The 22,259-nt window shown below is 33.8% G+C and carries 20 protein-coding genes; 8 read left to right on the plus strand and 12 right to left on the minus strand.

Annotated elements, in window-relative coordinates:
* Positions 1-144: 144 nt before the first annotated feature.
* Positions 145-1,377: a hypothetical protein gene (locus tag E5D58_RS07080; protein ID WP_136481151.1), complete on the plus strand. Its 1,233-nt coding sequence runs from the start codon at positions 145-147 to the stop codon at positions 1,375-1,377.
* Positions 1,378-1,464: 87 nt separating this feature from the next.
* Here E5D58_RS07080 and E5D58_RS07085 read toward each other — a convergent pair whose 3' ends face one another.
* Genes E5D58_RS07085 through E5D58_RS07100 form a run of 4 tightly spaced genes read right to left on the minus strand, consistent with a single transcriptional unit; the run spans position 1,465 to position 6,936 of the window.
* Positions 1,465-2,922, minus strand: a complete 1,458-nt coding sequence (locus E5D58_RS07085; protein WP_136481152.1) for a lipopolysaccharide biosynthesis protein — start codon at positions 2,920-2,922, stop codon at positions 1,465-1,467.
* Positions 2,922-4,220, minus strand: coding sequence for a glycosyltransferase family 4 protein (locus E5D58_RS07090; RefSeq protein WP_136481153.1), 1,299 nt, complete (start codon positions 4,218-4,220; stop codon positions 2,922-2,924). The genes E5D58_RS07085 and E5D58_RS07090 overlap by 1 nt, the downstream gene beginning before the upstream one ends.
* Positions 4,192-6,624 (minus strand): YfhO family protein, encoded by a 2,433-nt coding sequence (locus tag E5D58_RS07095; RefSeq protein ID WP_136481154.1) that lies wholly within the window; start codon positions 6,622-6,624, stop codon positions 4,192-4,194. Before E5D58_RS07095 ends, E5D58_RS07090 begins: the two co-directional genes overlap by 29 nt.
* Positions 6,625-6,651: 27 nt before the next feature.
* Positions 6,652-6,936 carry a DUF4834 family protein gene (locus tag E5D58_RS07100; RefSeq protein ID WP_136481155.1) on the minus strand — a complete coding sequence of 95 codons (285 nt, stop codon included), beginning with the start codon at positions 6,934-6,936 and terminating at the stop codon, positions 6,652-6,654.
* Between the two features lie 123 nt (positions 6,937-7,059).
* Between E5D58_RS07100 and E5D58_RS07105 the strand changes: the two genes are divergently transcribed.
* Together E5D58_RS07105 and E5D58_RS07110 are read left to right on the plus strand one after the other, a co-directional pair.
* A complete protein-coding gene (locus E5D58_RS07105) occupies positions 7,060-8,139 on the plus strand; it encodes a transporter (RefSeq protein ID WP_136481156.1) in 1,080 nt (359 codons plus the stop codon).
* Positions 8,140-8,163: 24 nt separating this feature from the next.
* Complete coding sequence (locus tag E5D58_RS07110; protein WP_136481157.1) at positions 8,164-9,282, plus strand: GNAT family N-acetyltransferase; 1,119 nt, start codon at positions 8,164-8,166, stop codon at positions 9,280-9,282.
* Between the two features lie 63 nt (positions 9,283-9,345).
* Here the strand turns inward: E5D58_RS07110 and E5D58_RS07115 are convergent, their stop codons facing one another.
* The 3 genes from E5D58_RS07115 to E5D58_RS07125 form a co-directional block, all read right to left on the minus strand.
* Positions 9,346-10,605, minus strand: coding sequence for an aminotransferase class I/II-fold pyridoxal phosphate-dependent enzyme (locus E5D58_RS07115; RefSeq protein ID WP_136481158.1), 1,260 nt, complete (start codon positions 10,603-10,605; stop codon positions 9,346-9,348).
* Positions 10,606-10,853: 248 nt separating this feature from the next.
* Positions 10,854-11,894, minus strand: a complete 1,041-nt coding sequence (locus tag E5D58_RS07120; RefSeq protein WP_136481159.1) for a PLP-dependent cysteine synthase family protein — start codon at positions 11,892-11,894, stop codon at positions 10,854-10,856.
* 77 nt (positions 11,895-11,971) lie between these two features.
* Positions 11,972-14,041 carry a S9 family peptidase gene (locus E5D58_RS07125; protein ID WP_136481160.1) on the minus strand — a complete coding sequence of 690 codons (2,070 nt, stop codon included), beginning with the start codon at positions 14,039-14,041 and terminating at the stop codon, positions 11,972-11,974.
* Positions 14,042-14,181: 140 nt separating this feature from the next.
* On the opposite strand from E5D58_RS07125, the gene E5D58_RS07130 reads away from it, so the two are divergent.
* Positions 14,182-14,505 (plus strand): YbaB/EbfC family nucleoid-associated protein, encoded by a 324-nt coding sequence (locus tag E5D58_RS07130; RefSeq protein ID WP_136481161.1) that lies wholly within the window; start codon positions 14,182-14,184, stop codon positions 14,503-14,505.
* On the opposite strand, the gene E5D58_RS07135 is transcribed toward E5D58_RS07130, so the two are convergent.
* Positions 14,498-15,529, minus strand: a complete 1,032-nt coding sequence (locus E5D58_RS07135; RefSeq protein WP_136481162.1) for a threonine aldolase family protein — start codon at positions 15,527-15,529, stop codon at positions 14,498-14,500. The two genes, E5D58_RS07130 and E5D58_RS07135, sit on opposite strands and share 8 nt — an antisense overlap.
* Positions 15,530-15,627: 98 nt before the next feature.
* Between E5D58_RS07135 and prfB the strand changes: the two genes are divergently transcribed.
* The 3 genes from prfB (at position 15,628) to arsC (ending at position 17,693) form a co-directional block, all read left to right on the plus strand.
* Positions 15,628-16,738, plus strand: a protein-coding gene (gene prfB, locus E5D58_RS07140) for a peptide chain release factor 2 (protein ID WP_136481163.1) whose coding sequence is annotated in 2 segments (ribosomal slippage) — positions 15,628-15,690 and positions 15,692-16,738 — 1,110 coding nt in all. Because the reading frame shifts where the segments join, the coding sequence is not laid out codon by codon here.
* Positions 16,735-17,352 (plus strand): HAD family hydrolase, encoded by a 618-nt coding sequence (locus tag E5D58_RS07145; RefSeq protein WP_136481164.1) that lies wholly within the window; start codon positions 16,735-16,737, stop codon positions 17,350-17,352. Before prfB ends, E5D58_RS07145 begins: the two co-directional genes overlap by 4 nt.
* On the plus strand, positions 17,352-17,693 hold the full coding sequence (arsC, locus tag E5D58_RS07150) for an arsenate reductase (glutaredoxin) (RefSeq protein ID WP_136481165.1): 342 nt from the start codon (positions 17,352-17,354) through the stop codon (positions 17,691-17,693). The genes E5D58_RS07145 and arsC overlap by 1 nt, the downstream gene beginning before the upstream one ends.
* 80 nt (positions 17,694-17,773) lie before the next feature.
* On the opposite strand, the gene E5D58_RS14950 is transcribed toward arsC, so the two are convergent.
* Both E5D58_RS14950 and E5D58_RS07155 read right to left on the minus strand, forming a co-directional pair.
* Positions 17,774-17,941 (minus strand): hypothetical protein, encoded by a 168-nt coding sequence (locus tag E5D58_RS14950; protein WP_168796650.1) that lies wholly within the window; start codon positions 17,939-17,941, stop codon positions 17,774-17,776.
* 93 nt (positions 17,942-18,034) lie between these two features.
* On the minus strand, positions 18,035-18,676 hold the full coding sequence (locus E5D58_RS07155; protein ID WP_136481166.1) for a peroxiredoxin: 642 nt from the start codon (positions 18,674-18,676) through the stop codon (positions 18,035-18,037).
* A 179-nt stretch (positions 18,677-18,855) separates the two neighbouring features.
* Here E5D58_RS07155 and fumC point away from each other — a divergent pair, with 179 nt between their 5' ends.
* Positions 18,856-20,253 (plus strand): class II fumarate hydratase, encoded by a 1,398-nt coding sequence (fumC, locus tag E5D58_RS07160; protein WP_136481167.1) that lies wholly within the window; start codon positions 18,856-18,858, stop codon positions 20,251-20,253.
* A 199-nt stretch (positions 20,254-20,452) separates the two neighbouring features.
* On the opposite strand, the gene E5D58_RS07165 is transcribed toward fumC, so the two are convergent.
* Positions 20,453-21,025 carry a Crp/Fnr family transcriptional regulator gene (locus E5D58_RS07165; RefSeq protein WP_136481168.1) on the minus strand — a complete coding sequence of 191 codons (573 nt, stop codon included), beginning with the start codon at positions 21,023-21,025 and terminating at the stop codon, positions 20,453-20,455.
* 313 nt (positions 21,026-21,338) lie between these two features.
* Positions 21,339-22,220 (minus strand): chromosome partitioning protein ParA, encoded by an 882-nt coding sequence (locus tag E5D58_RS07170; RefSeq protein WP_136481169.1) that lies wholly within the window; start codon positions 22,218-22,220, stop codon positions 21,339-21,341.
* Positions 22,221-22,259: the final 39 nt, after the last annotated feature.

Raw genomic sequence — 22,259 nt, forward strand, 5'->3', positions numbered from 1 at the left:
ATTAGGATTTGTGTAAATAGGAAAACCATGAAACCCCTATACTATATGGAGAAACGAAACAGAAGCGGCCCTGTGAAACGCGTCCCTAATTATTTATGGCATGCTGTTTGATAATCTTATTACAGAACCTTAAATCTATATATTATGAATATCTCTCAAAACTATCATGCACCCCTGCTTTCATTAACAGGTTTAAATAAAAAAAATAGAGTTTTATTAACCTTTTGCTTGTTAATTAGTTTTTATTCTTTTGCTTCTATAAAGGTAGGAAGTAATTATGTATCCCCTCTTACAAACAATGGGTATGGAAAGTCATATATTTTTGTTGAAAATGGTGTGGAATTTTCGGTTTTCCCAGATGGTCAGTTTGACTTTAACATCTTAAATAACAATTCGAGCTTAAACATTTCATACGGATCACCTAACGTAAACATTAGTTTTAATGCTGGTTATAATTACAATAGTTCTGTACAGTATGATGAATTTGGAGCTATTATCCAAATAGAGCATACGCCTGTTTACTATGATAATTATGGACGTGTTATTCAAGCTGGTAACATTAATATATTTTACAATAACTTTGGATATGTATCTCGTATTGGCGGTTTAAATGTTTTTTACAACCGATACAATACTTTCACGCATTGCACTGGTTATATAAATATTTACAACAGGTCTTATGTTTACAGACCATGGCACCGTTATTATTGTGCCCCTACCTATAGGTACCGCGTAGTTTACAATAGGCCTTACAGGAGATATTACTATCCTGTCCGTTACAACTACTGCCGCCCATTCTATAATAATTACAGACCTAGAACAGCTGTAGGAGTTAGAAGAGGACATACAATTTACAGAAATAGTGTTTATGCTACGGCAAATAGAAACACAAGAAATAGAACCACTATTAGTAATAATCATTCTTCTAGACGATCTTATGCAAACAATAAATCTAGATTAAGAAATAACACAACAATAAATCGTAAAAACTTAAACAATAATAATAGAAGAAATTATACAAATAGTAACAAACAAGTAAAATATAATAGAAAACAATACGCCAGTAGGCTAGATAAAACAATTGTAAAACGAGAAAACTATAATAATAGCACAAGAAGAATACATGAAAAAAACTCATCCCCTTCGGCTAGAGCAAAACATGTTTCACAGCAAAACAGGATTATATCGAAAACTAGGTTAGACAAAAAACCAAAACATTCAAATTCTCGTACATATAATAAAAAGCAAAACAGTAAAATTAGCACTCCGAGTAAACGTATTATTAAAACATCAGAACATAATACTAGACGAGTAGCTTCTCATAATAGAAATAGTTCGAATAACAATATAAAATCTTCTTTAAGAAGAAGATCTTAAAAATTTTGGTTGGTTAGTTTGGAAAGCCCTGCGATATGTATGCCTCAAAGCAACATTGCGGGGTTTTCTGTTTTAAAAGATTTTAACTTACTTTAACTTGAAATATTTTTTTGCAAGAAATGAAAGGTCTTCTGAAAAATTAAACCTGTAAACCGCAAACAAGTAAATTAAGGACCCCAAGAGCGACTTTAATACTATATTAACTAACGGATTAAATGGGAACTCCCAAAAATAAAGAGCTAATACACTTGCCCAAATTAATACTACAACTTTTAAGGTTTTAATGGTAAAAGGAAATATTTTAAGCTTATTATAAACTACATACAATTTTATGCTATTGTACAAAAATACAGCAAAAAGAGTAGCCAAACTAGCACCGTTAATCCCCAACCAAGGAATAAAGACAATATTTAAGAGTATCATTAAAACAGCTAAAAACACGCCCAAAGCTAGAACCATTCTATAATAATCGCTATTAAATAGAATCGCATTATTACTCCCTAAGGCTGCATCGAACAACTTAGATAAACCTATTACAAAAACAACAAATAGCCCACCACCAAACTGCTCAGGAATCAAAAAATATAACTGGTTAATGTTAGTAAGGATAAGCAAAAATATAAGACCTCCTACTATTAATAAATTTAACGAACTACGCTTATACAAATCTTCTAAAGAATCAAAATCTCTTTCATTTAAATATTTAGCAGATAAAGGCATTAAAATTTGATGCATAGATCGTTGAGGCACCGCTATAACCGCTGCAATAAAAATAGCCACATTATAATAGGCTATTTGCTCAATTTCCACATAATAACCTAGCATGACTTTGTCAACATCTAAAAGAATAGTGGCTACCGAAGCGGCAATAATAATAAGGAAGGAATACTTTAGTATCGCGGTAAGATTGTTCAAGCTTTTAAAGGTAATAATAGGCAGTTTAATGCTAAACGCATAAACCTTCATTATCAAGGTTCTTAACAAATAAACAATTACTAGACCCAACATAAATTGGTCGACATCTATTACCTCTAAATACAGTAAAAAAAGTAAAATCATGGTTGCTGCTCTATGAAAAACCTCTTTCATAAAATTCCCAAAAACTGTCTGCATTTGAACTTTAACCCAAGCAAAAAACACTTCAAAATACGCTAGTGCTATCGCGGCAAAAATAGTATGCCATAAATACCCTCCTATGATGTCATTTTTCTGAGCAAGAAAACCAACAATAACATCGCTGCTTATGTAAGTAATTGCAATTAAAGGTATTATTACCGCTAAGGGTAAGAATAACATTAATGTTAAAAAACTATTCAATGATGTCCTTGTTTTGAATGCAGAATAAAATTTCACAAGTGTATTATGTACACCAAATGACATAATGGGCATCAAAACATAAGCAAGTGATAACATATAACCTACCATTCCATAGTAGGCATCACTTAAAAACTCTGTATACAGAAAAAGAGTATTTATTGCCCCCATAGCAAAACCTAGATATGTAGAAACAATATTTTTAAAGGATTGTGATGCAACTACTCCCATTATATTAAATGTACCAGTGATTGTGTAAGTGACCGTCTGTGATATTTTTGTAAACCAATTGGAGATGATTTTAATGAGCCTTGTTTATAAGCTTTATAATAATCCAATATAGTGCTTTTTAATATGTCGTAATCAAAGTAATTAAAATAACAGCCCGTGTTAGTTTCCTTAATAATTTTTGCAACATCCGAACCAGCTGGTCCAATAGCAATAATAGGTCTATTAGAAACCATATACTCAAATAGTTTTCCAGGAATAATACCCGCTGTATCTATAGAATTAATTTCAATCAACAATAATACTTGTGACTTTTTCTGATACATAACAGATTCTTTATGTGACACATATCCAATATTATTAATATAAGAACTTAAACTGTTTTCTTTTAAAGAGTTTAAAACGTTCTCACTTGTTTCTCCGATTAAATTAAGTTGAAAATCCTTGGAAAACGCCTCAGACTCATCTGTTAAATCTTTTAAAACCTTCCATAGTACCTCTGGGTTTCTTTTAGATAGCAAGGAGCCTATGTGAGATAACGTAAATTTAGAATCCATTTCAAAATCAACAGCAGCTTCATCATCATAACCGTTAGTAATAACCTCAATAGGCTTTTTAGTTATATTCTGAAACTCGCGTTTAGTTACAAAACTAGTTACCACAACTTGATCAGCGGTATTTAAAACCTGTTGCTCTAACCGCTTATGTTTCTTTTTAGTATTTGCATTTAATTTTAACTGTTTATGATAGCCAATAGTAGTCCAAGGGTCTCTAAAATCGGCTAACCACCTCAAACCGGCTTTTTCCTTAATCTTAAGCCCTATAAGATGAACACTATGCGGGGGACCAGTCGTTATAATTGTTTCAACCTCTTCTTTTTTAATGTATTCTAACAAAAACCCAACTGCTGGTTTCACCCAGCCAACTCTTGCATCAGGAACAAAAAAATTCCCTCTAATATAAAGCAGTAGCTTTTCTATAAAGGATTGTTCTTTCTTATTTGAAATAATTCCTTTACTAATACTCTTTGAAGTGTTTTTAGAAAAAAAACTTGCTAGCCGTGAAGGTTCCTTTATGGAGTGACTAATAATTTTAACGCCTGCGGACACCTCTGAAACCAGACTGTCGTCAACAATAGGGTAATTAGGGTTTTCTGGGATAAAAACTATAGGATCAATTCCTAATTCAGGCAAGTATTTTACGAATTTCAACCAACGTTGCACTCCTGGCCCACCAGCAGGAGGCCAATAATAAGTAATTATGAGCGCTTTTTTAGGCACTTTTTTGTTTCTTAAACTCATAAAACAAACCCCCAATAACTAACAACCCGAATAAAATGGAACTAGCCAACGTTATTTTGCTTCCGATTTCAACCACTTCTGGCTCAAATTTAAATTCAATAGTATGTGTTCCAGCAGGAATGGGCAACCCACGTAATATATAATTTACCCGCATATGACTCACTTCTTCCCCATCTATAAAAGTTTTCCAACCGTGAGGGTAATAAACCTCAGAAAAGACAGCAAACCCATTGTTTTCGTTTTTAGACTGATACTTTAGGTAGTTAGGTTTTACCTCTGTTAAACTGATAGTTGCCAAAGAGTCTAACACGTAATAATTCTGAATATTCGATACAGATTCAACGGCTTTATGATTAGAATAAACAGCCGTATTCTTATTGTCCAAACTATCTATTCTTTTAATTTCTTCATTCGCCGACCCCACCTCGTGTACTTGTTGTACAAACCAAGCATTTCCATTAGCATTATCATTTTCATAAGGGAATGGAGTGCCTTTCTCATCTGGAACTACAATATACTTCGTGTTTAGCATATTAAGCACATTAACGTTATTTTCCGCCAAATAAAAATCAAAAACCTCCCTATATCTTCTTAGCTCTGCAGCGTTATATCCATTTAATGAATTATGAAAGTATGAAGGTTTGGATGGTCCTGATACTAAGTCAAAAACCCTGTAATGCCCTTTATCCTTTAAGATGTACTTGTCAACATCGGATGCTTGAAAAGGCTTATCCATCTTAATACCAGAAACAAAATCATCATTGTTAACATAACGCCTATCTACTCCAACCAAGTCAAAAAGTATTAAAGCTGAAAAAGCAATAATTACAGCCTTTTGCTTTAATTTGTCTTTTAAAAACACGTAAATAACTCCAGCTGATAAGCCTGCTAAAATGAGCGTTCTTATAGTGTCTTGTGTAAACAATGCTTTTCTGTCAGCTTTCAATGCGTCTACGAAGTCCTGACCGTAATTTTGACGATAGAATCCATCATTAGCACCTACAAATTCAAATAAAGACGACTTGAACAGTAAAAATATTATAGCTAAGCCACCTGTAATAAGGGTTGTATGTTTTAAAGCATTAAGCTTATCTTTTTTTGTTTCAAACTCATTAAATAATCGTACCAAGCCAAAAACTGCTAATGTAGGAACACACAATTCTAAAATAACCTGAATGGAACTAACTGCTCTAAACTTATTATAAAGTGGCACATAGTCAATAAAGAAATCTGTCAAGAAGCTAAAATTCTTCCCATAAGACAAAAACAACGATATTAAAGTTCCACCCAAAAGCCACCATTTTAAACGTCCTTTTACCAGAAACAAAGCAAATACGAATAAAAACAAAACTACAGCTCCAACATAAGCAGGAGCTTCAACAATTGGCTGATCCCCCCAATAAGTTGGTGCTCGTTGTGCCTGCTGTGCCGCCTGGGTAATCGATGCTCCGAGCTTTCTAAAAAATTCATAAGTTGCCGAATCTTTACCAACGTCTTCAGCATTTCCGCCTCCCATAAAGCTTGGGATAAACAAGTTAAATGTTTCTGTTATTCCATAACTAAATTGAGTAATATATTCCTTATCCAATCCATTAGTTACTTCCTTTGGTGAACCATCTGGATTAACAGTTAACTCACTTTTACTCCGCTTACTCTCCTTTACATACTCTTTGGTGGCCAAAAAATTAGTAGCATTTAATGCAACAGATAATATTACGGCAGCTGTTAGCACAGAAATCGATTTAAAATAGTGTGGCAACAATTGCTTTTTATAAGCATCAACCAAATAAACTATACCTAAAACGATTACTAAAAACATTAAATAATAGGTCATTTGAAAATGATTCGCCACCAATTCTAAACCCATGGCAACCGTTGTTAGTAAAAACCCAAGAACGTATTTTTTTCGAAACACGAGCAGAATGCCACTCAAAACCAATGGCATATAAGCAATAGCATGGGCTTTACTGTTATGCCCAACACCAAGAATAATTATTAAATATGTTGAAAAGCCGAATGCTAATGCTCCTAAAGCTGCAAGCTTAAAATCAACTTTTAAAACCAATAAAAAGATATAAAAACTCAATAAATACAAAAACAAATAGTCTACAGGTCGGGGTAAAAACCGCAATGCCAAATCTAGTTTTTTAATATAGTTATGAGGGTATCGAGCACCAAGTTGATACGTTGGCATTCCGCCAAATGCACTATTAGTCCAGTAAGTTTCTTCTCCTGTTTCAGCTTTAAAATCTTTTTGCTGCTTGCTCATGCCTATAAACTGAACAATATCGTTTTGATATATAGCTTTACCTTTTAAAACGGGATTAAAATACGCAAGAGACACAACTATAAACCCCAGTAGAATAAGAATGTGAGGTAAAAGTTTTTTAGGCTGAATGGTCATGAATAGTTTTTAAAATGATCTCGAAAATTAATCAATTTCTTCGAAATCAACGTAGTCGCCAACATCTTTATTTGAAGATTTTGTCTTTGGTATTTTGTCAATACTAACCTCCCCCTCTGGTCTTTCTTTTTGTTGATGTGTATGTTTCTGAAATCCACCAAATTGCTCCCCAAAGCGCTGTTCTGCTTTTTTAGCAACAAACTTTAGAAGAAATGGCATAAATAACCGGGCTAAAATTTTAACACCAAAATACACCAAAAGTATAATAAGTATCATCCTAACAAGACCTGTTGCAGATGCGTATTGTATCATAACTTGAATTTTGAACAAAAATACAATTCCTGATGATTAAAAAACGTTCCGAAACCATAAAAAAAGTATAAAATATCTATATTTGAAAGCTTAAGTTCATAGTGCTAAAATCACCAAAACGTTATGACCCCAATTAAATCTTGTTTGTTTCTAACAATTCTCTTAAGCAGTCTTCAAGGGTTTTCTCAATATACAGATGTTATTAATTCAAACAGACCAGGCGTATCGAGAAGTGCTTTTTCTGTTGGAACCAATGTAGCCCAATTTGAGATTGGCCCATATTATGTATCAGAAAAGAGAACACCGGCCGTAGGTTATCAGGTTTCAGGGTTTGGAATTGACTTTGCGGCACGTTATGGGCTATTATTCGAAGAATTAGAAATCAATATTGAAGGGAATTATCAAAACGACACTAAAACTTTTGTTTCTAATATTTCGCCAAAAGAAAATAGAGCAAATTTTAAATTTTTAGCGTTCGGAGCAAAATATCTAATTTATGACCCTTACAAAAAAGCAGCATCCGAAAAACCAAACCTATATAGTTGGAAAGCAAACCACTCTTTTAAATGGAAGCATTTAATCCCAGCTATATCAATATATTTAGGTGGCAACTATGATACGGACATTAATCCATTTACTGCTGCAGGCATAGAAGGTTTTAGCCCCAAAATTATGATTGCAACGCAAAACAACTTTGCTGGAGGCTGGGTGTTTGTTATGAATTTTATAAAGGATAGAATCGGTACAGACCAATCTGATTTTCAATATATTCTTACTTTAACACATTCTTTTAACCCACAATGGGTTATTTTTGGAGAAACACAGGGTATTAAAAGCGATTTCTACGCAGACAATCTGTTTAGGGTTGGAGGCGCTTATTTGGTTGGAAAAGATTTTCAGCTAGATACTGCTCTTACATTTAACACTAAAGATACCCCTGCGGTTTTAAATATAAGTCTTGGAGCCTCTTATAGGCTAGATTTTCATAAAGACAAAGAAATAGACAATGATAATTCTGTTGAGGACGAGGCTGAGCGTCAAAATAACAAAGTGAGTAAAAAAGAAAGAAAGGAAGCAAAGAGAAAAAAGAAAAACGCCGAAAAAGAAGCAAGAAGAGAAAGAAAACTCAAGGACGACTTGAAAACTAGCGAAGACCAAGTTCAAAAAACTAAAAAGCGAGAGATAGATTTTGATGAAGAATAACGGATTAGAAATCCGCTAATAATTATGGTAATACTTAAGGAAGTTAAATCAAAAAAAGACTTGAAAAAATTTGTAAAGTTACCCTTTAAACTTTACAAAGACTCTAAATACTGGACACCTCCCATAATAAGTGAGGAGTTAAGCTCCTTTAACACAAAGGAAAACCCTGTATTTAATGATGCTGAAGCCAGACTTTTTTTAGCATACAAAAACAACCAACTAGTAGGAAGAATTGCGGCCATTATTAATTGGGTTGAAATTAACAAACAAGAAGTGAAGAAAATGCGTTTCGGTTGGTTTGACTTTATTGATGATTTTGAAGTATCCCAGACTCTTTTAAACAAAGTTGAGGATATTGGAAAATTAAACAAACTGGAATTTATGGAAGGGCCTGTGGGTTTTTCTAACTTGGATAAAGTAGGGCTTGTTACAGATGGATTTAATCATATAGCCTTAATGGTTACGTGGTACAACCACCCATACTATGTGAAACATTATGAAAAAGCACTCTTTAAAGAAGAAAAGGTCTATGTAGAAACTAAGATTCCTTTTAAAAACATTAATAAAGAGGTTTTTGAAAAAGCCCAAGCTTTAATAAAACGTCGTTATCAATTAAGAGCATTAAATTTCACCAAAACCAACCAGCTAATGCCTTACGTAGATGACATGTTTGAACTGTTTAATGAATCGTATGCCTCCCTCCCTTCTTTTGTTCCTATTAGCAACGAGCAAATTGCTCATTTAAAAAAGAAATTTATCAGTTTTGTAAACCCAGAATATATAAAATTTGTGGTTGACAAAGAAGATAAATTAGTTGGTTTTGCGGTTGTAATGCCTTCTTTTGCAAAAGCTCTTCATAAAATAAAAGGAAAGTTATTCCCTTTTGGATTTATAAAAATACTGCAGGCGAAGAAGCATAGTGATGAAGCTGTGTTTTACTTGATAGGCGTTAAACCAGAATATCAAAATAAAGGTATTCATTCAATTATTTTTAATGAATACTATCAACTGCTAACTAAAAAAGGTATAAATAATTGTTATAGAACACCAGAACTTATAGAAAATGATTCCGCCAGAAAAATATGGAGACATTTTGATTCTGAAATATATCGAACCAGAAAGACCTTTAAGAAAGAGCTATAAAAAAAATCCGATTCAATTAATTTTGAATCGGATTTTTTTTATTTCATGTATTTAAAATAAACACTATTCTCCCATAGCTGCCATAACAGCCGCAGACAATCTTTTGTAAGTGCCATTATGCAAACGCTCCCTTATAGCATCAAAAGCATTTAAGGTTTCTGATACGTCTTCTAAGGTATGCGTAGCAGTTGGAATAAGACGTAATAAAATCATACCTCTAGGGATTACTGGATATACCACTATTGAACAGAATATCCCATAGTTTTCACGTAAATCCTTCACCAAGGCCATGGCCTCTGGAATACTTCCTTTTAAATAGACTGGTGTTACACAACTTTGAGTCGTACCAATATCAAAACCACGCTCTTTTAAACCTGACTGCAAAGCATTTACATTTTCCCATAGTTTATTTTTTAGCTCAGGCATGGTTCTAAGCATATCTAAACGCTTAAGAGCTCCTTCTACTAGTTGCATTTGCAAAGATTTTGCAAACATTTGAGAACGTAAATTATATTTTAAATAATCAATAATCTCTTGGTCTCCCGCTATAAACGCTCCGGTGCTGGCTAACGACTTTGCAAACGTTGCAAAGTACACATCAATATCGTCCTGAACGCCTTGCTCTTCTCCTGCTCCAGCTCCTGTTGCCCCAAGCGTACCAAAACCATGAGCATCATCAACAAAAAGTCTAAAATTGAATTTTTTCTTTAATGCTGCTATCTCTTTTAAACGTCCCTGCTCACCACGCATACCAAATACACCTTCAGAGATAACTAGAATACCTCCTCCTGTTTGTTCTGCCATTTTCGTAGCTCGCTCTAAATTTTTCTCTAAACTAACAACATCATTGTGCTTGTATGTGAAACGTTTTCCCATATGTAAACGTACACCATCAATAATACAGGCATGGGCGTCGACATCATAAACTATAATATCATCTTTGGCCACTAAAGCATCAATTGTAGACACCATACCCTGATAACCGAAATTCAACAAATACGCCGCTTCCTTTTTAACAAAAGCCGCTAATTCGTTTTGAAGTTTTTCATGTAAATCTGTATGCCCAGACATCATTCTAGCCCCCATTGGATATGCTGATCCATATTTCGCAGCCGCCTCAGCATCTACCTTTCTAACTTCAGGATGATTTGCTAGCCCTAAATAATCATTAATGCTCCAGGTAATTACATCCTTACCTTGAAATTTCATGCGGTTTGAAATTTCTCCTTCTAATTTTGGAAAAACAAAATATCCCTCGGCTTGCGAAGCCCATTTACCTAACGGTCCCTTATCTCGGTAAATTTTATCAAATAAATCTTTCATTTATTGTAAATCTTATTGCTATTAATTTTGAGACTAAATACCCCTTACAACCTGCCATATACTTCATTTTTAAGTATGTTGTAGATAGCGAATAATGGATTAAAAACGTCTCAAGCTAATAAATGCAAAATTAATTATTTATATGTATTGGACATAATTTTTAAGCCTCAATTATTGATAAAATAAAAAAAGAGATTAATTTTTACTATGTAAGCAAAAACAACCTCTTTCTGTATAGTTTATTTCTTCTATTTTATATACTGGATCCGCTCTGCAGCAGCTTCATTAACACTATCAAAGAAGCCTTGATCTTCCATCCATTTGTCACTGTAAACTTTACTCATATATCTTGCTCCATGGTCTGGGTAAATAACCACAACAAAATCATCTTTCTTAAAACGGCCTTGCTCCCCTAATTGCAGTAGTGCTTGCGTTACAGCCCCTGAAGTGTATCCAACAAACATACCTTCTGTTCTTGCTATTTCTCTGGCCGTATGAGCACTATCTTCATCCGATACCTTCACAAACTCATCTATTAAATCGAAATCTGTGGCCGTAGGAATTAAATTTTTTCCTAATCCTTCAATTCTGTAAGGGTAAATCTCCTTTTCATCAAACTCTCTTGTTTCATGATATTTTTTAATTACCGAACCAAAAGCATCCACTCCTATAATATTAATATCTGGATTTTGCTCCTTTAGATATTTTGCTGTTCCAGAAATAGTCCCGCCGGTACCACTACACGCTATAAGATGCGTTATTTTGCCTTCGGTTTGCTCCCAAATTTCTGGTCCAGTTGACTTATAATGGGCATCGATATTTAATTGATTGAAATATTGATTGATATAGATAGAGCCTTTAATCTCACTGTGCAAGCGCTTAGCAACCTCATAATAAGACCTAGGATCGTCGGCACTAACATGAGCAGGACAAACATAAACCTTTGCCCCCATGGTTTTTAACATATCTATCTTATCGGGAGATGATTTTGAACTCACCGCCAAAACGCAGTCATAACCTTTTATGATGCTTACCATAGCAAGGCTAAAACCAGTATTTCCTGATGTAGTTTCTATAATGGTATCTCCGGGTTTAAGAATACCTTTTTTCTCTGCTTGTTCAATGATATAGAGTGCTATTCTATCTTTTGAAGAGTGTCCTGGATTAAAAGATTCTACTTTGGCGTAAAAATTACTTTTAAATTTGGAAGCTATTTTATTAAGTTTAATAAGCGGTGTATTGCCCACTAAATCTAATACATTATCAAATACTTGATTTCTGTGTTTCATAAAAGCTTTTTTAAACCATCATATTTATTAGATATAATGATGCTTAAAACCGCACAAAAATAAAACATTTTTTTTTATTAGCCATAAATTCCTTCTAAATCTAGAATAAAGGCATATTCCATGGCCACCTCTTTTAAGCTTTCAAATCTCCCAGATGCTCCACCATGTCCAGAATCCATGTCTGTGTGTAACAATAAAAGATTATTGTCTGTCTTTTTCTCCCTTAGCTTTGCAACCCATTTTGCTGGTTCCCAGTACTGAACTTGAGAGTCGTGTAGTCCGGTCGTTACTAACATATTTGGATATGGTTGATTCCTAACATTGTCGTATGGAGAATATGATTTCATATAGTTGTAGTATATTAATTCATTTGGATTACCCCATTCGTCATATTCCCCTGTTGTTAAAGGGATTGTATCATCAAGCATGGTTGTTACCACATCAACAAAAGGAACAGCTGCTATAACACCTTTATAAAGCTCTGGATTCATATTAATTACTACGCCCATAAGCAACCCTCCTGCAGAACCTCCATAGGCATATAAATGATTTTTCGACGTATAGTGCTGTTTTATTAAATGTTTAGAACAATCAATAAAATCGGTAAACGTATTCTTTTTTCTTAGCAACTTACCATCTTCATACCAAGCTCTTCCCAAATACTCGCCGCCTCTTACATGAGCAATAGCATAGATGAATCCTCTATCCAATAAACTTAATCTAATAGTCGAAAATGATGGGTCGATAGTTGAGCCATAAGAACCATAAGCATATTGCAACAAGGGGTTGGTTCCATCTAATTTTATCCCTTTTCTATAAACAAGGGAAATAGGCACTTTTACGCCGTCTCTTGCAGTGGCCCAAATACGTTTAGATTCGTAATTCTCTTTACTAAAGTTACCCCCTAAGACTTCCTGTTCTTTTTTTATTTCAAATGCTTTTGTTTTAAAGTTATAATCAATTACCGAGCTTGGCACTGTAAGACTATTGAAGCCATAACGCAAATAATCACTTTCAAAATCTGGATTATTGCCAATATAGGCCGTATATGTTTCTGATTGGAATGGCAAATAGTAATCTTCCTTTCCGTCCCAGCTCATAACCCTTAACTTGTTCAAACCGTCTTCACGTTCGTTAACCACCAAATAATCTCTAAAAATCTCAATATCTTCAATTAAAACGTTCTCTCTATGAGGAATTACATCTTCCCAAAAATTTAACGTCGTCCTATCAATATGGGTTTTAGAAATCTTAAAATTAGCAGCTTTATTTAGGTTAGAAATGATATAAAAATGATTGTTATAATGGGCTATATTGTATTCAAGTCCGACCACACGCTCTTGAAACACCTTAAATATATCATCGGGATTATCCGCATTTAAAATTCTGTATTCAGATGTAAGCGTACTAGAAGAACCTATTACAAGGTACTTTTTTGACTTTGTTTTATAGACAAAAGTGTTGAAGGTTTCATCGTTCTCATGATACACTTCCTGATCTAATTCACTATTAGTGTGCAATCTATGCTTAAGGATTTTATGAGATCTTAAAGTCACCTCGTCTTTTACAGCATAGAATAAGGTTAAATTATCATTTGCCCAAGTTGCCCTGCCAGTAGTATTTGTAATCTTATCTGGATAAACTTCACCTGTAACGAGGTTTTTTATTTGAATAGTATATTGTCTTCTGCTTACTGTGTCTGTGGTAAAGGCCGCTAGCTTATTATCTGGACTTATAGAGATGCTTCCTAGGTTAAAATAAGCAAAGTCCTTGGCCATCTCATTACAATCGAATAGGATTTCATCTGGAGCTTTTAGGTGTTCTTTTTTTCTTAGATAAATGGGGTAATCTTTTCCAGATTCGTATCTTGTAATATACCAATAACCGTTTAACTTATAGGGCACTGTAGAATCATCTTCCTTAATTCTGGACTTCATTTCCTGGAACAAGCTGTCTTGAAAAAGCTCTGTATGACTTAAAACATTTTTAGTATAATCATTTTCAGCATTTAAATAATCTATAACATCTTGGTTATTTCTATCATTCAACCAATAATAATCATCAATCCTTATGTCGTTATGTGTATTTAAGACTTTTGGTTTTTTCTCTATTAATGGCGGGTTTATACTAGTACTATTTTTTGTCATTTTGGAATACTCTTTGCAAGAATTGCCAAAAATAGTGCTTAGTTCCAATAAATCTAGATATTTTCATGTATAATCATCAAAATTTCAACTGACTAAACATTTTTATTTAATAATTTTGCGCCAATATAAAATTTAGAGACATGTTTGGAGATATGATGAATATGATGGGTAAACTTAAAGAAACCCAGCAAAAAGTTGAAGACACAAAGAAACGCTTAGATACTGTAATCATTGATGAATGCAGTAACGACAAACAACTTAAAGTATCACTAACCGCAAACAGAACCATAAAGTCCATAGACATTTCGGATAGTTTAATGGAAGATAAAAAACAGCTGGAAGATTATTTAATTATTACACTTAATAAAGCCATTGAGCGCGCTACTCAAATAAATGATAGCGAATTAGCAGCTGTGGCCAAAGAAGGAATGCCTAATATTCCGGGAATGGATATGTTTAAATAGCATTAAATGTCGTGTTTTTTAAAATATCATACATTTTTTCATGCATAAGGTTGGTATAGTCCATGTGAGTAACCATTCTTAACTTATTACTTCCCATACTAATAATATGAACATGATGTTCTTTTAGTTTATTCAAAAATAGTTGTTCGTTCACTTGATCGTGAAGTTCAAAAATAACAATGTTGGTCTCAACAGGCTCCACCCTTTTTACCACATCAAGGGTTGTTAATACCATCCCTAAGCCTTTTGCTTTTTTATGATCATCACTTAAGCGCGGCACATTGAAATCTAGAGCATAAAGACCTGCTGCGGCAAGGTATCCTGCCTGCCTCATATTGCCTCCAAAAATTTTTCTTATCCTAATAGCTTCACTCATTAGATCCTTATTTCCAACCAAAATGGATCCAACAGGACTGCCTAAACCTTTACTTAAACAAACAGATATGGTATCGAAAACATCACCATATTGCAGAGTAGTTTCATTCTTTTCTACCAGGGCATTCCATAAGCGAGCTCCATCTAAATGAAGCCCTAGATTATTTTCATTACAAACAGTTTTTATTTTTCTTATTTCATTAAAATCCCAACAGGCCCCGCCTCCTTTGTTAGTTGTGTTTTCAATTTCTACCAAACTTGTTTTACTGTAATAATAGGCTTCAGGATTTATGGCTTCTTTTACCTGATTTGCATTAAACATACCTCTCTCTCCGTCCAATAGATTGCAAGAAACACCACTGTTAAACGACGCACCACCAGATTCATAATTAAATATATGAGCATATTTATCACAAATCACTTGATCTCCTGGATTAGTATGAAGTTTTAACGCTACTTGATTGGCCATGGTGCCACTAGGAAAAAACAAAGCAGATTCCTTATTAAACATTTTAGCCACTCTAGACTCTAACTCGTTAACAGTCTCATCCTCTCTAAAAACATCATCACCAACATGAGCTTGCATCATTGCTTCAAGCATATCCTTTGAGGGTTTTGTTACGGTATCGCTTCTTAGGTCAATTAGCATAGACTTATTTTTTCGAAAAGTAAAGCTATAAAATTATATCAAGATTTATTTCCTACTGAATCTTTAAATTCTATTTTTGTTCAAAAGACATTTATAATATGATAACTACCGATCAAATTAAAGATCTGAAAACCCGCCTAGACAAGCTTAGGCACTACCTTTGACATTGATGCCAAACTAATAGAAATACAAAACGAAGAAGAACAAACCTTTGATCCTAATTTCTGGAACGACCCAAAAGCCGCCGAAGCCACCATGAAGTCTTTGCGTGTAAAGAAAAAATGGGTAGAAGATTACAATACAGCTAAAGCCTCTCTAGAGGAACTAGATATTTTATATGAATTTCATAAAGAGGGTGAATATTCTGAAGAAGAAGTTCAGGAACAATACGACTATATAAATACTTTTTTAGAAGACATAGAATTTAAAAACATGCTTTCTGAAGAAGGTGATGCTTTAAGTGCGGTACTTCAAATTACTGCAGGTGCAGGCGGAACCGAGAGTTGTGACTGGGCCAGTATGTTAATGCGAATGTATTTAATGTATGCAGAAAAAAGTGATTTTAAGGTCAAAGAACTTAACTTTCAAGAGGGTGATGTTGCTGGAATTAAAACAGTTACTATAGAGATAGAAGGTGATTTTGCTTTTGGTTGGCTAAAAGGAGAAAATGGTGTACATAGATTGGTTAGAATTTCGCCATTTGATAGTAATGCTAAAAGACATACAAGTTTTGCCTCTGTTTATGTTTACCCACTTGTTGATGATACCATTGAAATTGAAATAAACCCTGCAGATATCGAAATTACAACAGCTCGGTCAAGCGGTGCTGGAGGACAAAATGTAAATAAGGTTGAAACTAAAGTTCAATTAACGCACAAGCCCACAGGTATACAAATATCATGTTCAGAAACGCGTTCTCAACATGACAATAGAGCCCGAGCTATGCAAATGCTTAAGTCCCAATTATACGAAATTGAACTTCAAAAACAACTCTCGCAGCGTGAAGACATCGAGGCTGGTAAGATGAAAATTGAATGGGGAAGTCAAATTCGTAACTATGTAATGCATCCTTATAAATTGGTGAAAGATGTTAGAACAAGTCATGAAACTGGGAATGTTGATGCGGTAATGGATGGAAATATTAACGAATTCTTAAAGTCTTATTTAATGATGATGGGACAAAAAGAAGAAGACAACAACGAATTATGAAAACCATAGACACCTTTATATTTGATCTTGGCGGTGTGCTGATAGATTGGAACCCTGAATACGTTTTTTTAAAGGTTTTTAATGGTGATAGAAAAAAAATGCAATGGTTTTTAAACACTATTTGCACACATGATTGGAATGAAAATCAAGATGCTGGCTACCCTATAGCTAAAGCCACCCAAGAGCGTGTTGCCCTATTTCCGGAATACAAAAATGAAATAGAAATGTTTTACGGAAAATGGATTGAAATGCTAGGAAATGCTATTGATGGCACTGTTACTATTTTAAAAAAAATTGTTGATTCTAAGCAGTATAAAGTGGTGGCTTTAACCAATTGGAGTGCTGAAACCTTTCCCATGGCTTTAGAAAAGTTTGATTTCTTACAATGGTTTGAAGGTATTATTGTTTCGGGCGAAGAAAAAACCAGAAAACCGTTTGATGATATTTATAATTTAACCTTAGAACGTTTCCAAATTAAACCTGAAAACGCCATTTTTATAGATGACAATTTAAGAAATATAGAGGCAGCTAAGAATCTTAGAATCAATGGAATTCAGTTTAAATCACCAGAAGATCTTAAAACACAACTAAAACAATACAATATTAAACTATAATGATAAAGATATATCATAACAACCGTTGCAGTAAATCTCGATGTGGACTACAAATTCTTGAAGAATCTGGTAAAGATTTTGAAGTAATTAAATACCTTGAAACCCCACCTACTTTTGATGATTTAAAAAGCATAATTAACAAACTCGGTATAGCGCCTATTAACCTAGTTAGAAAAAACGAAGCCATTTGGAAAGGCAGTTTTAAGGGCAAAAATTTAACGGATGATCAAATTATTCAAGCGATGATTGACCACCCCAAACTTATTGAAAGACCAATTGTTATAAATGGTAGTAAAGCAGTTGTAGGAAGACCTCCAGAGACTATTCTGGACTTAATATAGCATTAATAACAATACCAAAAATTACGGAACAAAAAAAGGAAGCCAATCTAGCTTCCTTTTTCTTTTTATTACTTTATCTTCTATTGCTTCGCCTTCTTCTCTTCTCTCATTTCTTTTAACCTTTCAATTAAAGAGCCTCCAATCCAATAAGGAATTACAAAAGTTAACAAGAAAATCATTAACCAAAACCCAATTGTTAAAATGGTTAAGAATGCTAAAAAGCCTAAATATTGATCAAAATCAAACATAATGTTACGTGTCGGTTATAAATCTGCAGCAAAGATAATGCAAAGGCATCTCTTATCCAATATCAAATATAATTTTATTAACAGAGTTATAAACTAATCTATATTAGGCTGCGGCGTCATACGTAAATAAGGTTTCACTTCTTTAAATCCTTTTGGGAATACCTTCGGAATATCGGCAGTGGTAATAGTTGGAACCACTACAACATCTTCCCCATTAGTCCAATTGGCCGGTGTAGCAACTTTATGGTAAGCTGTTAGCTGTAATGAATCTATTACTCTTAAGAGTTCATCAAAATTCCTTCCAGTAGAGGCCGGATATGTTATTATAAGTTTTACCGTTTTGTCATTGCCAATTACAAAAACAGAACGTACGGTGTGCTTACTGTCGGCATTAGGATGTATCATATCGTACAGCTCTGATACCTTTCTATCTTCATCTGCAATTATAGGAAAGTTTACTGTTGTGTTTTGAGTTTCATTAATATCGTTAATCCATCCATTATGAGACTCTAAGCCATCTACACTTAGCGCCACCACTTTTACATTACGCTTGTCAAATTCATCTTTATATTTTGCCACCGTTCCAAGTTCTGTTGTACAAACAGGCGTATAATCTGCAGGGTGCGAAAACAAAATACCCCAGCCATCCCCTAGCCATTCATGAAAATTTATAATGCCCTCTGTTGAATTCGCGGTGAAATCTGGGGCCGTATCACCTAATCTAATCGTTGCCATGATATTACTAATTTAAATTTATGTTTTTAATCCTACTAAATTAATAGATTTTAATAATTTACCTGCTAGTTTTATAGTTATATAAATGTTAAAAAGAACCATAAAAACAAACAAAAATCATAAGATAAAAAATCTTAAAAATCTTAACTTAGCCATCTAAAATTTTAAGTTTTAACAAAATGAGTTACAGAATAGAAAAAGACACCATGGGTGAGGTAAAAGTTCCTGCCGATAAGCTTTGGGGAGCACAAACCGAACGTTCAAGAAATAATTTTAAAATTGGATCGCCTGCATCGATGCCATTAGAAATTGTTTATGGTTTTGCCTATTTAAAAAAAGCAGCGGCCTATACAAACAATGAATTAGGTGTTTTACCTACTGAAAAACGGGATTTAATTGCTCAAGTATGTGACGAAATTTTGGAAGGCAAGCACGACGATCAATTTCCTTTGGTGATATGGCAGACTGGATCTGGAACACAAAGTAATATGAATGTTAACGAAGTGATAGCAAACAGAGCTCATCAAATAGCAGGAAAAGTTATTGGCGAAGGTGATAAAACGATACAACCTAATGATGATGTAAATAAATCGCAATCTTCCAATGATACCTTCCCAACAGGAATGCACATTGCAGCTTATAAAAAAATAGTTGAGACTACTATTCCGGGTGTAAAACAACTTAGAAACACCCTTAATAAGAAATCTGAAGCTTTTAAAAACGTAGTTAAAATTGGGCGCACCCATTTAATGGATGCCACGCCTTTAACACTAGGGCAAGAATTATCAGGTTATGTGGCTCAGTTAGATTATGGTTTAACTGCCCTAGAAAATAGTTTAGCGCATTTAAGCGAGCTTGCTCTGGGTGGAACTGCTGTGGGAACTGGCCTTAACACACCCCAAGGCTATAGTAAACTGGTAGCAGAATATATTGCTAAATTTACAAAATTGCCATTTGTTACGGCTCCAAATAAATTTGAAGCTTTAGCAGCCCATGATGCACTTGTAGAAACTCATGGCGCTCTAAAGCAATTGGCTGTTTCCTTAAATAAAATTGCTAACGATATAAGAATGATGGCCTCTGGACCTAGATCGGGAATTGGCGAAATCATTATTCCAGCTAATGAACCAGGGAGCTCTATTATGCCAGGAAAAGTAAACCCTACCCAATGCGAAGCTATGACTATGGTTTGCGCTCAAGTACTTGGTAATGACGTGGCTGTTTCTGTTGGTGGTTTACAAGGACACTACGAGCTTAATGTATTTAAACCTGTTATGGCTGCAAACGTATTACAGTCAGCCCAATTAATCGGGGATGCATGCATAAGCTTTGATCTTAACTGTGCAGTAGGTATTGAACCAAATCAAGAAGTTATTACAAAACTTTTAAACAATTCTTTAATGCTAGTAACAGCGTTAAATACTAAAATAGGTTATTACAAAGCAGCTGAAATCGCAAACACGGCGCATAAAAATGGAACCACTTTAAAAGAGGAAGCCGTAAGATTAGGTTACGTAACCCCGGAAGATTATGATGCATGGGTGAAACCTGAAGATATGGTTGGTAGCTTAAAATAACACTATAACAAGTATCTTAAACTAAAAAAACAGGTAATCTATTACCTGTTTTTTTTTGGTTGGTTAGCTATCAATCCTTCAATTTAAAAAGGAAATCAAGCCAAATATATAACTATCAGTCCTTTTTTTAATTAACATTTGTTAAGGTTACCATGAAAAACCTTAGTTTTCTTGTATAAAAGATCTGCAAACCAACAGCTTATATTTTTAGTTTTTTTCTTATTCTACTCAACTGGACTGGGGTAATGCTTAAATAAGATGCAATTTGATATTGCGGAATTAAGCTTTCTATCTCTGGTATTTTCTTGCACAGTTTTAAATAGCGCTCAGTAGCATCCATAGATATAAGTTCTAATTGGCGTTCTTCATATTTTATAAAAACAAATTCTAAAACACGGTTATAAAGGTTACTCACATTAATATCTGTTTTACACAAATCCATAAACACTTCAAAATCCACTTCATAAACCTTACATTCGGTCAAGGCTTCATAAACCAATTTAGATGGTTTCTTTTTTATTAAACCTGTGAAAGCACCAACAAAACTAAAAGGCATAAAAAAGTTTTTATTAAATTCCTTTCCTGATTCTGAACTTAAATAAGCTCTCATCACACCAGAAACAAGCATGTATATTTTTGTAGGAATCTCATTTGGTTTACCTATTTCGTAGCCTTTTTCAAGTTTTCTGTAAGCCGATATTTTTGAAAGACGTTCAAAAGTCTCTTCAGATACATCTAAAAAGGAATTAAGAAAAATTAAGTTAGGGTTCATTTGTTTAAAATTTATCCTGTCATCTATAAAGACGGCTTATTTTGGCTATCATTAATATATAACTTTCTTAATCTATATCATGAAACCATCTGTTTCTAAAAATAGTCGCGAACAACAATATTTTAGCATATTGTCTATAATTTACTAATAAAAAAGTTAATTGACTTTATTTACATAGAATTCTCACTAAACCAACAGAAAAATATGAGTTACTTTTTAAATAAAAAAAGCTCAAACTTGCGAAGTCAAAGCATAAAAAAACCCTAAACTACAAAAGTGTCTAGGGTTATTATATTAAGTGTTATAATTATTGCTACTTTAAGGTAAATTCTGAAGTTGACACAAGGTCTTTTTCATTAAAAACGTTTACTACATAACGCCCTTTTTCAAAATCTCCTGATTTGCTAATTACAAATTCACAAATATTTAAGTTAGCATTTTCATAATTAAATTTGCTAATAATACTGTAGTTTAAAGTTTTATCCTCGAAAGCAACCTGTTCGTTCAAGCCTAAAGTATTATTCTTAGGATCTATAACTTGAACGTATAATTCTTGGTCGCCAGCTTGAACTAAAGTGTTTTTAGCAACTGTAAAACATACTCTAATTTTATCAGCTCTTCTAGCTCTCTCAGTTGGGATAACTTTACCCGAAGTTCTTTCTATAACCCCAGACCCCTTTAAATCTACTGTATTTAAAATTGATGCATTCTCAACTACTTCGGCCAAGGCATTGTTTTGAACAAGTAAAGAATCTGTGAAAATAGTGCGCTCTTCTAACCTAACTCTTGTACTATCCAAGGATGTTGCCAAATAAGAGTTCTCAACTCTTAAAGAATCATTCTGAGCTAATAGAGCGTCCATTTCTTTTTGAAGTGACGCGTATTTTTGTTTATACCTCCACAAACTCTTAACGTTAGTTTCTGAAATCTTAAGCGAATCGATTAACCCTTGAATACGTTCTCTTGCTTCAATTAAATCATTATTCGCTACTTCGTTTTCGCTAATAGCTTCATCGTACTGCTTTGCCATAGCGTTCAAGTCATTCATAACTAACTGTTTTTGTTCCGTCAATTCATCTTGCGCTTTCTTGCTGCTGCTGTAAAGATTCATTGTATAAAACCCAGTTCCTAAAAACAAAACTAATGCAATACCCAAAGCTACTTTTAAGCCGGTACTATTTTTACTGTTTTCCATAATAAGATGTTTAAAGTTTTTTTAATTCTATTTTGCACT

It is taken from the genome of Cognatitamlana onchidii, from assembly GCF_004804355.1.
Taxonomy (GTDB): Bacteria; Bacteroidota; Bacteroidia; order Flavobacteriales; family Flavobacteriaceae; genus Cognatitamlana; species Cognatitamlana onchidii.

Bases quoted from the DNA above. Each gene is read 5' to 3' on its own strand.
- E5D58_RS07130 (WP_136481161.1), top strand. From the start codon at position 14,182: ATGTTTGGAGATATGATGAATATGATGGGTAAACTTAAAGAAACCCAG.
- E5D58_RS07105 (WP_136481156.1), top strand. From the start codon at position 7,060: ATGACCCCAATTAAATCTTGTTTGTTTCTAACAATTCTCTTAAGCAGT.
- E5D58_RS07170 (WP_136481169.1), bottom strand. From the start codon at position 22,220: ATGGAAAACAGTAAAAATAGTACCGGCTTAAAAGTAGCTTTGGGTATT.
- E5D58_RS07080 (WP_136481151.1), top strand. From the start codon at position 145: ATGAATATCTCTCAAAACTATCATGCACCCCTGCTTTCATTAACAGGT.
- E5D58_RS07155 (WP_136481166.1), bottom strand. From the start codon at position 18,676: ATGGCAACGATTAGATTAGGTGATACGGCCCCAGATTTCACCGCGAAT.
- E5D58_RS14950 (WP_168796650.1), bottom strand. From the start codon at position 17,941: ATGTTTGATTTTGATCAATATTTAGGCTTTTTAGCATTCTTAACCATT.
- E5D58_RS07145 (WP_136481164.1), top strand. From the start codon at position 16,735: ATGAAAACCATAGACACCTTTATATTTGATCTTGGCGGTGTGCTGATA.
- arsC (WP_136481165.1), top strand. From the start codon at position 17,352: ATGATAAAGATATATCATAACAACCGTTGCAGTAAATCTCGATGTGGA.
- E5D58_RS07100 (WP_136481155.1), bottom strand. From the start codon at position 6,936: ATGATACAATACGCATCTGCAACAGGTCTTGTTAGGATGATACTTATT.
- E5D58_RS07090 (WP_136481153.1), bottom strand. From the start codon at position 4,220: ATGAGTTTAAGAAACAAAAAAGTGCCTAAAAAAGCGCTCATAATTACT.
- E5D58_RS07095 (WP_136481154.1), bottom strand. From the start codon at position 6,624: ATGACCATTCAGCCTAAAAAACTTTTACCTCACATTCTTATTCTACTG.
- E5D58_RS07115 (WP_136481158.1), bottom strand. From the start codon at position 10,605: ATGAAAGATTTATTTGATAAAATTTACCGAGATAAGGGACCGTTAGGT.
- E5D58_RS07085 (WP_136481152.1), bottom strand. From the start codon at position 2,922: ATGGGAGTAGTTGCATCACAATCCTTTAAAAATATTGTTTCTACATAT.
- E5D58_RS07110 (WP_136481157.1), top strand. From the start codon at position 8,164: ATGGTAATACTTAAGGAAGTTAAATCAAAAAAAGACTTGAAAAAATTT.
- fumC (WP_136481167.1), top strand. From the start codon at position 18,856: ATGAGTTACAGAATAGAAAAAGACACCATGGGTGAGGTAAAAGTTCCT.
- E5D58_RS07165 (WP_136481168.1), bottom strand. From the start codon at position 21,025: ATGAACCCTAACTTAATTTTTCTTAATTCCTTTTTAGATGTATCTGAA.
- E5D58_RS07135 (WP_136481162.1), bottom strand. From the start codon at position 15,529: ATGCTAATTGACCTAAGAAGCGATACCGTAACAAAACCCTCAAAGGAT.
- E5D58_RS07120 (WP_136481159.1), bottom strand. From the start codon at position 11,894: ATGAAACACAGAAATCAAGTATTTGATAATGTATTAGATTTAGTGGGC.
- E5D58_RS07125 (WP_136481160.1), bottom strand. From the start codon at position 14,041: ATGACAAAAAATAGTACTAGTATAAACCCGCCATTAATAGAGAAAAAA.